9 protein-coding genes, 1 rRNA gene and 1 pseudogene are annotated in these 9627 nt (G+C 73.5%); all 11 read left to right on the top strand.

Going from position 1 to position 9627, the window contains the following annotated elements; genetic code table 11:
- Positions 1-69, top strand: a 5S ribosomal RNA gene (rrf, locus tag M1R94_RS20995); the annotation flags it as partial.
- 673 nt (positions 70-742) lie between these two features.
- A complete protein-coding gene (locus tag M1R94_RS13295) occupies positions 743-1354 on the top strand; it encodes a hypothetical protein (RefSeq protein WP_249382182.1) in 612 nt (203 codons plus the stop codon).
- Positions 1354-2376: an HAD-IIA family hydrolase gene (locus M1R94_RS13290; protein WP_249382181.1), complete on the top strand. Its 1023-nt coding sequence runs from the start codon at positions 1354-1356 to the stop codon at positions 2374-2376. The genes M1R94_RS13295 and M1R94_RS13290 overlap by 1 nt, the downstream gene beginning before the upstream one ends.
- A gap of 104 nt (positions 2377-2480) precedes the next feature.
- Positions 2481-2645, top strand: a complete 165-nt coding sequence (locus M1R94_RS13285) for a hypothetical protein (RefSeq protein WP_249382180.1) — start codon at positions 2481-2483, stop codon at positions 2643-2645.
- A complete protein-coding gene (locus M1R94_RS13280; RefSeq protein WP_249382179.1) occupies positions 2645-3535 on the top strand; it encodes a TlyA family RNA methyltransferase in 891 nt (296 codons plus the stop codon). The genes M1R94_RS13285 and M1R94_RS13280 overlap by 1 nt, the downstream gene beginning before the upstream one ends.
- Positions 3535-4473 carry an NAD kinase gene (locus M1R94_RS13275; RefSeq protein ID WP_249382178.1) on the top strand — a complete coding sequence of 313 codons (939 nt, stop codon included), beginning with the start codon at positions 3535-3537 and terminating at the stop codon, positions 4471-4473. Before M1R94_RS13280 ends, M1R94_RS13275 begins: the two co-directional genes overlap by 1 nt.
- Positions 4470-6191 (top strand): DNA repair protein RecN, encoded by a 1722-nt coding sequence (gene recN / locus M1R94_RS13270; protein ID WP_249382177.1) that lies wholly within the window; start codon positions 4470-4472, stop codon positions 6189-6191. The genes M1R94_RS13275 and recN overlap by 4 nt, the downstream gene beginning before the upstream one ends.
- Before the next feature lie 6 nt (positions 6192-6197).
- On the top strand, positions 6198-7385 hold the full coding sequence (gene steA, locus M1R94_RS13265; RefSeq protein WP_249382176.1) for a putative cytokinetic ring protein SteA: 1188 nt from the start codon (positions 6198-6200) through the stop codon (positions 7383-7385).
- A 34-nt stretch (positions 7386-7419) separates the two neighbouring features.
- Complete coding sequence (locus tag M1R94_RS13260; RefSeq protein ID WP_249382175.1) at positions 7420-8535, top strand: copper transporter; 1116 nt, start codon at positions 7420-7422, stop codon at positions 8533-8535.
- A complete protein-coding gene (locus M1R94_RS13255) occupies positions 8532-9431 on the top strand; it encodes a hypothetical protein (RefSeq protein WP_249382174.1) in 900 nt (299 codons plus the stop codon). Before M1R94_RS13260 ends, M1R94_RS13255 begins: the two co-directional genes overlap by 4 nt.
- A pseudogene (locus tag M1R94_RS13250) lies at positions 9428-9627 on the top strand (murein biosynthesis integral membrane protein MurJ); the annotation flags it as partial. The gene M1R94_RS13255 and the pseudogene M1R94_RS13250, both read left to right, overlap by 4 nt.

Here is a 9627-nt window from a genome sequence, read left to right as displayed (position 1 = left end):
GAAGCTAAGCCCTTCTGCGCCGATGGTACTGCATGGGAGACTGTGTGGGAGAGTAGGTCGCCGCCGAACACCCTTTCTGCTGTCCACCCGTCGCTCCATCAGGACGTTGGTGCCTCCTCGCGTGAGAGGATGGCCCGGCTGACTGGAAGGACTTGCTGTGCCCCCCTCTGAACAGAACATCGATCCTGCGGGCGACGCGTCGCCGTCGCGTGGGGATCGCGTGAACGACGGTCGCACCGGATCGGCACCCACGGGTGACGCGCAGACGCCACGCAGCGGCGAGGAGTCTCGTCACGAGCGGCCCCGCTCGTCCGACCGCGGTCAACGGCGTACGGCCCCCCGAGCCGAGACCGAGAGAGGTCGACCTGGGCGGTCCGACGGGCCCGGCCAGTCATCTCGAGGGGGAGCCACGAGCCGCGGCGGCCGTCCCGGTGCGGATGCCCCGCGATCAGGATCGCCCCGGAGCGCGAGCAGCGGCGCGTCGTGGTCGGCGGGATCCGGCGACAGGAGTCGTCCACGCACCGGCGGTCGTCCGCAAGGTGGAGATTCCGGTGGGCGCCCGACCGATGCCGGGGCACGTCGCGACGCATCTCCCCAGCGCCGTACGCCGCCCCCCGAGCGACGTCACCCAGCGCCCGAGCTGCCGGACGACGTGCAGGCCTCCGATCTCGACCGTGCCGCCCGTGGTCGTCTGAGGACCCTGAGCAAGGACAATGCCGACGGTGTCGCTCGGCATCTCGTCATGGCCGGCCGGCTGCTGGACGATGACCCCGAGGTGGCGTACCTGCACGCCCAGGAGGCTGTGCGGCGTGCCGGGCGCGTGGATGTCGTGCGGGAGGCCGCGGCGATCACCGCCTACCGGACGGGTCGCTACGCGGAGGCGCTGCGCGAGCTGCGGACGGTGCGCAGGCTGAACGGGTCCGACGAGCACCTCGCACTCATGGCGGACTGCGAGCGAGGCCTCGGACGTCCCGACCGAGCGCTCGCGCTCGGCGCCGAGCCCGGTGCACGGGCGCTCGAGCCCGAGTCCCAGATCGAGCTCGCGATCGTGCTGAGCGGTGCACGCCTGGACCTCGGTGATCCGGAGGCCGCCCTTGCGCTCCTGTCGGCCCCTCTGGTGAAGGGCGCGCAGGGAGAGGTCGCGCTGCGGGTCACGGAGGCGCGGGCCGCTGCGCTGCACGCGGCCGGACGCACGACGGAGGCCGAGGAGCTGCTGCGCACCATCGGGCTGGGCTCGGGGCCGGGTGACGGTCCCGGGGAGGACGTGGTGGTCTTCGACCTCGAGGACGACGACGACCAGGGCACCGAGCAGGACGGCGGCCTCGGCGCCGCGGACACGGCCGGGGAGCGCTGATGCTGCAGGGGATCGACGAACCGCTGGCCGTCGCCTTCGACATGGCACTGGTAGACCTCGACGGTGTCGCTTACCGAGGGCCCGAGCCCATCGCGCACGCGTCGGCGAGCCTCGTCGCCGCCAGGGCGCAGGGCCTGCACCTGGTCTTCGTCACGAACAACGCGTCGCGCGAGCCCGAGTCGGTCGCCGCACAGCTGACCGGGCTCGGGGTGGACGCCTCGCCGCAGGACGTGATGACAGCAGCCCAGGCGGCCGCCGCGGTGCTCGAGTCACGGCTCGTGCCGGGTGACCGGGTACTCGTGGTCGGGGGTGCGGGTCTGCTGACGGCAGTTCGTGCAGCCGGCTTCACGGTCGTGACCTCCGCCGATGACGATCCCGTGGCGGTGGTCCAGGGTTTCGCCCCCGAGCTCGGGTGGCGCCAGCTCGCCGAGGCCGCCTACGCGGTCCAGCGGGGCGCATGGCACGTCGTGAGCAACCAGGACCTGACCCTGCCCAACGAGCGGGGGTTCGCCCCGGGCAACGGTGCCCTGGTCGGTGCGGTCCGGGCGGCGACGGGGGTCGAACCGGTGAGTGCCGGCAAGCCTGAACCCACGATGTTCCGGCTCGCGGTCGAGCGTCGGGGCGCGCAGCGGCCCCTGGTGATCGGTGACCGGCTCGACACCGACCTCGCAGGCGCGCGGGCGGCGGCGTACGCCGGTCTGCACGTGCTGACCGGTGTCAGCACCGCGACCGACGCGGTCCTTGCCGTGCCGCACGAACGGCCCACGCTGCTGGGGGCTGACCTGCGGTCCCTGCTCGAGGCTCACCCTGCTCCCCGGGAGGTCGGTGAGGGCTGGTGGGCGTGCGGTGAGGCTCGAGCACGCGTCGAGGACGGAGCCCTTGATCTCGGACGGGGGACCGACCCCTCCGACGCCTCGATCGACGTGGTGCGTGCTGCGTGCACCGCGGCGTGGACTGCCGCTGATCAAGGCAGCCCTCTCGACCCGACACGGGTGCCCGACCTGGCTGTGCGCACCGGGTGAGCCGGCGTCCACGCCGGTAGCGTGGAGGCCGGGCCGGCCGATCCCGCCGTGCGGGGAGGTCGGCCGGCGGACGAGTGGTAGTCGAGCACCCAGGAGGATGACCGGTGGACGAGCAGGATGCCACGCCCATGCTGACCGGTGACCCGTCGGTCGACGCCGCCCTGACCGTCCTCGACGGGCTCGCCGACCGACCGGTTCGCGAGCACGTGGCGGTGTTCGACGCCGTGCACGGAGCGCTGCAGGACCGGCTCGCCGAGACGAGGGACTGATGCCGCTGCCCCTCCAGGCACGGCTGGACAGCGAGCTCGTCCGACGCGGACTGGTGACCTCGCGTCGTCGTGCCGCCGAGCTCGTGTCCGACGGGCGCGTCCTGGTTGCGGGCGAGGTCGCTCGCAAGCCTGCTCAGCAGGTCCTGGACTCGGTGCCGCTGGTGGTGAGCGACGCCGCCGGGGAGGAGTACGTCTCCCGCGCCGGCCACAAGCTCGCCGGGGCGCTGGACGCCGTCCAGGTCCTGGCGCCGGGTGCGCTGGTCGTGCAGGGCCGCCGTTGCCTTGACGCGGGAGCCTCGACCGGCGGCTTCACCGATGTGCTGCTGCGCCGCGGGGCAGGGCACGTCCTGGCCGTCGACGTCGGGCACGGACAGCTCGTCGAGCGCATCCGGCAGGACCCCAGGGTGACCGCACGTGAGGGTGTGAACGTCCGTTACCTCGGCGTGCAGGACGTCCCCGAGCCGGTTGACCTGCTGGTCGCCGACCTCTCGTTCATCTCGCTCCTGCTCGTCCTCGCCCCGCTCGCGGCGGTCACGACGCCGGGAGGAGACCTGCTGCTCATGGTCAAGCCGCAGTTCGAGGTGGGCAGGGAGAGGCTCGGTGCGGACGGTGTGGTCACCTCGCCCGCCCTGCGGCGCGAGGCGGTGCTCGCGGTCGCCACGGCGATGGACGCGTGCGGCTGCCCGGTGCGTGCGGTCGTGCCGAGCGCCTTGCCGGGACCGGCCGGCAACCGTGAGTACTTCCTGTGGGCGTCGTTGCTGCCTGACGGTGGCGCACCTGGTCGTCCTGAGCGTGGGGAGATGCTCGAAGCTGCGGTGCACGACGCGGTCGACCGCGGCGCGCCGGCACTCGTCGGACCGGACGCGACCAGCGGCACGAGGAGCACCTGATGAGCACCTGCGTCCTGCTGGTCACCCACGGCGGCCGCCCCGACGCGGTCCACGCGGCCGACGAGGTCGAGCGCGCGCTCGAGGCCGAGGGGTTCACCGCGATCCGTGAGGAGGCGTCGTACGACGTCGCCGACCTCGGCATGGTCATGGTGCTCGGCGGGGACGGGACGGTGCTGCGGGCCGCCGAGCTGGTCCGCGGGACCGGGGTGCCGCTGCTGGGCTTCAACCTCGGTCATGTGGGGTTCCTCGCCGAGAGCGAGCGCGAGCAGATCGACGAGGCCGTGCGCCGGGTCGCGAGCGGCGAGTACGACGTCGAGGAACGGCAGACCGTGGACGTGCGGATCCTGCGACCCGACGCCGCGGTCGAGCACGGGTGGGCGCTCAACGAGGCGACGGTCGAGAAGAGCGACCGGGCGCGGATGGTCGAGGTCGTCGTCGAGGTCGACGGACGTCCGCTGTCCTCGTTCGGGTGCGACGGCGTGGTCATGGCGACCTCGACCGGGTCGACGGCTCATGCGTTCTCGGCCGGTGGCCCGGTGGTGTGGCCCGACGTCGACGCGATGCTCCTCGTCCCGGTCTCGGCGCACGCCCTGTTCGCGCGGCCGCTCGTGGTGGGTCCTTCCTCGGTGCTCGCCGTCGAGATCCTCGCCCGTTCGTCGAGCGACGGTGTGCTGACCTGCGACGGCCGCCGCAAGGCGGACCTTCCCGTCGGGACCCGCATCGAGGTGCGACGCAGCGCTGTCCCGGTGCGGCTGGCCCGGCTCAGTCATGCCCCGTTCACCGATCGCCTCGTCTCGCGCTTCGCGCTCCCGGTCAGCGGTTGGCGCGGGCGGGCACCGAACGGTCTCGCCGACCTGCAGGTCCGGGACGTCGACGCCGAGCGGCGCGTCGACGACGCCGTCGGGCCACCACCCGAGACGCAGCGGGGGCCGGCATGATCGAGGAGATCCGGATCGAGAACCTCGGCGTGATCGGTACCGCGCACGTACCGCTCGGGCCAGGCCTGACGGCGATCACGGGTGAGACGGGCGCGGGCAAGACGATGGTGCTCACCGGTCTCGGGCTGCTGCTCGGAGGTCGCGCAGACACCGCGAGCGTCCGGACCGGGTGCGTCACGGCGTCGGCCGAGGGCCGGTTCGTCATCGGGAGCACCTCGGGGGTGGCTCGGCGTGCCCGGGAGGCCGGGGCAGACCTCGACGACGACGGGACCCTGGTGGTGCTCCGGACCGTCGCCGTCGCCGGTCGCTCACGGGCACACCTCGGGGGGCGTGGCGTCCCGCAGTCGGTCCTGCAGGAGATCGCGGACGACCTGGTGACCGTCCACGGCCAGGCCGACCAGGCCCGCCTGCGCTCACCGCGCCGCCAGCGCACGGCCCTGGATGCCTTCGCCGGGCCCGAGCACACCGACCTCCTCACGCGGTACCGGGCCGCGTGGACGGCACGTCAGCAGGTCGCTGCCGAGCTCGAGGACCTCAGGTCGCACGCGCGGGAGCGGGCCAGGGAGGCCGAGCTCCTGCGCCTGGGCCTGGCCGAGGTCGAGCGGGTCGCCCCCCAGCCGGGCGAGGACGTCGAGCTCGCGCAGGAGTCCGCGCGGCTCGGGCACGCCGAGGACCTGCGGACCGCGGCCCTCACCGCCCACGAGGCCCTGGTCGGGGACGAGACGTCGCCCGAGGCGGTCAGCGCGGCTCTCGCCCTGGACCAGGCCCGACGGGCGCTCGAGCTGGTCGCCGAGCACGACTCGGTGCTCGCAGCGCTCGCCACGCGCGTCGCCGAGGTCGGCTACCTGCTGGACGACGTGTCGACCGACCTGGCCGGGTACGCCGACGGCGTGCAGTCCGACCCCGCGCGTCTCGAGGCGGTGCACGTGCGCCGGGCCGAGCTCACCGCCCTGGCCCGGAGCCACGGTGGGACGGTCGATGAGGTCCTGACCTGGGCCGAGGAGGCTGGTCGCCGGCTCCTCGACCTCGACTCGGGCGAGGATCGCGTCGAGGGGCTCGCCGAACGGCTCGCGCAGCTCGAGGTCGACCTCGCCGGGACGGCCTCGTCGGTCACGGCGGCGCGCTCGACCGCGGCCGAGCTGCTCGCCGCGGCCGTCACCGAAGAGCTCGCGGGGCTGGCGATGGCCGGCGCACGCCTCGAGGTCCGGCTGGTGCCCCTCGACGAGCCCGGACCCTGGGGTGCCGAGGACGTCGAGATGCTGCTCGTCCCGCACGCGGGTGCACCCGCGCGCCCGCTCGGCCAGGGTGCCTCCGGGGGGGAGCTCTCCCGGGTGATGCTCGCGATCGAGGTCGCGCTGGCCACGGCCCCCGGCTCAGGGGCGGCCCGTCCACCGACGTTCGTCTTCGACGAGGTCGACGCGGGCGTCGGAGGCCGCGCCGCGGTCGAGGTGGGTCGTCGGCTCGCCGAGCTCGCCCGCCAGGCGCAGGTCGTGGTGGTGACCCACCTCGCCCAGGTGGCCGCCTTCGCCGATCGGCACGTCGTGGTGAGCAAGTCCCAGGACGCCGGGGTCGACGTCGTGACCGCCTCGGACGTGCGCGAGGTCAGTGGCGACCGGCGGCTCACCGAGCTCGCGCGGATGCTCTCGGGCCAGGATGACTCCGCCGCGGCACTCGAGCACGCGGCTGAACTCCTGGAACGCTCCGTCGTGGGACGATGATCCACGATGAGACTACGTCTACGACCGCGCCCGGCGGCGCCTGAGGAGCCCGGCGTGCACGGGCCCGTGAGAGTCGACCCCCGGACCAAGAACCTGACGAAGCGGTTGCGGGCGGGGGATGTCGCGGTCATCGACCATCTCGACATCGACCGGGTCTCGGCGGAGGCGCTGGTCGCCTGCCGGCCGGCTGCGGTGCTCAACGCGGCGCGCTCGACATCGGGCCGCTACCCCAACCTCGGCCCGGACATCCTGGTCGAGGCAGGTATCCCGCTCGTCGACGACCTCGGGTCGGACGTGCTCTCGCTGACCGAGGGCCACCGTGTCAGGGTGCTCGACGGCCTGGTCTACGAAGGTGACCGGCTGATCGCCGAGGGCACCGTCCAGGACGCTGCCTCGGTCGCGGCCGCGATGGAGGACGCCCGGGAGGGTCTGGCCGTCCAGCTCGAGTCCTTTGCCGCCAACACCATGGACTACCTGCGCCGGGAGCGGGACCTCCTGCTCGACGGCGTGGGCGTCCCGGACATCTCGACGGTGATCGACGGCAAGCAGGTCCTGATCGTGGTGCGCGGGTACCACTACAAGGAGGATCTGGCGATGCTCCGCTCGTACATCGTGGAGTACCGCCCGGTGCTGATCGGTGTGGACGGCGGGGCCGACGCGATCCTCGAGGCGGGGTGGACGCCGCACCTCATCGTCGGCGACATGGACTCGGTCTCGGACCGCGCGCTGGCCTGTGGTGCCGAGGTCGTGGTGCACGCCTACCGCGACGGCCGTGCCCCGGGGGTCGAGCGTGTCGAGCAGCTGGGTGTCAGTCATGTCGTCTTCCCGGCCACCGGGACGAGCGAGGACGTGGCGATGCTGCTGGCCGACGACAAGGGCGCCGAGCTCATCGTCGCGGTCGGGACGCACGCGACCCTGGTCGAGTTCCTCGACAAGGGCCGATCGGGCATGGCAAGCACCTTCCTGACCCGGTTGCGCGTCGGCAGCAAGCTGATCGACGCCAAGGGCGTCTCGCGGCTGTACCGGCAGCGCATCTCGAACTGGCAGCTCGCGGCCCTCGTGCTCGCGGGGCTGTTCGCCCTCATGGTCGCCCTCGCCGCGACCGAGGCCGGTCAGACGCTCTTCGGCCTGCTGGGCGCACGCCTCGACGACGTCTGGTCGAGCGTCAGCTCCTTCTTCGCGGGCTGGTCATGACCCTCCCCGCCTCACCCGACCGAGAGATCTCACTGTGATCGACTTCCGTTACCACCTCGTCTCGCTCATCTCGGTGTTCCTGGCACTCGCCGTCGGCATCGCGCTGGGCGCCGGGCCGCTCAAGGAGACGATCGGTGACACGCTCACCGGTCAGGTCGAGCAGCTGCGTGAGGAGCGGAGCGACATGCGCGCCCAGCTCGACCAGGCCGGCGTGACGATCGCGCACCACGACGCCGCGCTCGAGGACCTCGCCCCGAGCCTGCTCGACGGGGTCCTGACCGAGCGTCGCGTCGCGATCATCCAGATCGACGAGGTCACCTCGGAGGCCCTCGAGGCGGTGACCGAGCGGCTCGCGCAGGCCGGGGCCACCGTCTCGGCGACCGTCCAGGTCACCGATGCCTGGACCGACCCCGCCCAGCGGTCGTACCGGCAGTCGTTGGCCGGCAGCGTGATCGACTACCTCGACCCCCAACCCGCTGCGGACGCCGGGACGGGGACCGAGCTCGCCGAGGCGCTCGTCCAGGGGCTGACCGCGGGCCGACCCGAGGACCCGGACGCGATCACCGAGGAGGCCTCGATCTCGCTCGAGCTGCTCCAGGAGGCCGGCCTGATCGTGACCGAGGAGGTCACCTCCCCTGCCGACGCCGTCGTGGTGCTCGTGGGTCCCACGACCGCCGCACCTCCGGCCGAGGTGGAGGGCGACACCCAGACGCCGGAGGCCGCCGAGGCCGAGGACGAGCAGGCGCTGGCGCTCATCGGGGCGGCCCGGCAGATCGTGGTCGCCTCCCAGGACCGGACCGAGGGCGCGGTGCTCGCGGGGGGCGAGGTCGTGGACCCCGACCTCATCTCTGCGATCCGTGGCGACGAGTCGTTCGCGGGACGTCTCAGCACCGTGGACTCGGTGCACACCCTCCTGGGCCAGCTCGCCGTCCCGCTCGCCCTCGGTGCGCGGATCGACGGCACCGTGGGTCACTTCGGGGTAGGTGGCGGGATCACCGCCGCGATGCCGCCGCGGGTGGTCCTGGAGCCCCTCGTACGTGCCCCGGAGCCGGTCGACCCCGCGGTCGAGGGTGAGGGCCAGGAGGGTCCTGACGGCACCGGGACGGGCGCTGACCAGGCCGAGGACGGCGACGGGGGCCAGGAGGGATGACCGCGACGGCGGTCCGCGGACGTCGTCGCCCGGTCACCGCTGGGCTGACCGCCGCCGCGGTGACCTGGGCCGCGCGCCGGGTCCTCGGAGGTCTCGACCCGGGCCGCGCGGCACGGTGGACACGGATCAACCACCGCGGAGAGCCGATCAGCCTCCTCGAGGGGCCGGCGGTGGCGGCTGGGCTGCTCGCCGGTGCGGTGGCCGGCAGGGGAGGTCGTGCCGCCGTGGCCGGTGCGGTGGCGACGCTGGGGGGTGCCGTTCTCGGTCTCGTGGACGACCTGTCCGAGGACGCGGCCAGGAGTCGCAAGGGCCTGCGCGGGCACCTGGGCGCGCTGGCCCACGGCGAGCTGACCACGGGTGGTCTCAAGGTGCTCGGTATCGGTGGCACCTCGCTGGTGGCTGCCGCGGTCGCGACGCCCTCACGCGGGTCCGGCTCGCTCGCACGCACGGCCTGGCTCGGTGACGTCCTGGTGTCCGGGGCGCTGGTCGCCGCGACGGCGAACCTGGTCAACCTGCTCGACCTGAGGCCGGGGCGCGCGCTCAAGGCCGGGAGCGTGCTGTCCGTGGCAGGTCTGGCCGGTGCCGGGGCGTCGGCCGCAGCGTCGTGCCTCGGCGCTGCGGGGGCGGCGATCAGCGCCGACCTCGACGAGCGGGACATGCTCGGCGACGGGGGAGCCAACGCCCTGGGGGCCCTGGCGGGGACGGCGCTCGTGCTGTCGTGCCCCCGACCGGCGCGGTTGGGGCTCCTGGCCGGGGCCATCGCGCTCACGGTCGCGAGCGAGAGGGTGAGCTTCACGGCTGTCATCGAGCGGACCCCGTGGTTGCGGGCCCTCGACATGGCGGGCCGTCGGCAGGGCAGCCCCGCGTCTGCGGACGGTGAGGGCGACCGGTCGTGAGCCCACGCGCCCGGCGCGCACTGACCGGTCTGGCAGGGGCCGCGGCACTGATCGCCGGCATCACGGTGCTGAGCCGGCTCCTCGGGTTCGGGCGATGGCTCGCGCAGTCCGCGGCGGTCGGCCAGAGCCCGACCGGCACGGCGTACGCGACGGCCAACCTGCTGCCGAACGTGCTCTTCGAGGTGGTGGCCGGTGG

Source organism: Actinotalea alkalitolerans (genome assembly GCF_023369855.1).
In the GTDB taxonomy this organism is placed as follows: Bacteria; Actinomycetota; Actinomycetes; order Actinomycetales; family Cellulomonadaceae; genus Actinotalea.
This window is presented reverse-complemented; position numbering and strand designations above follow the sequence as displayed.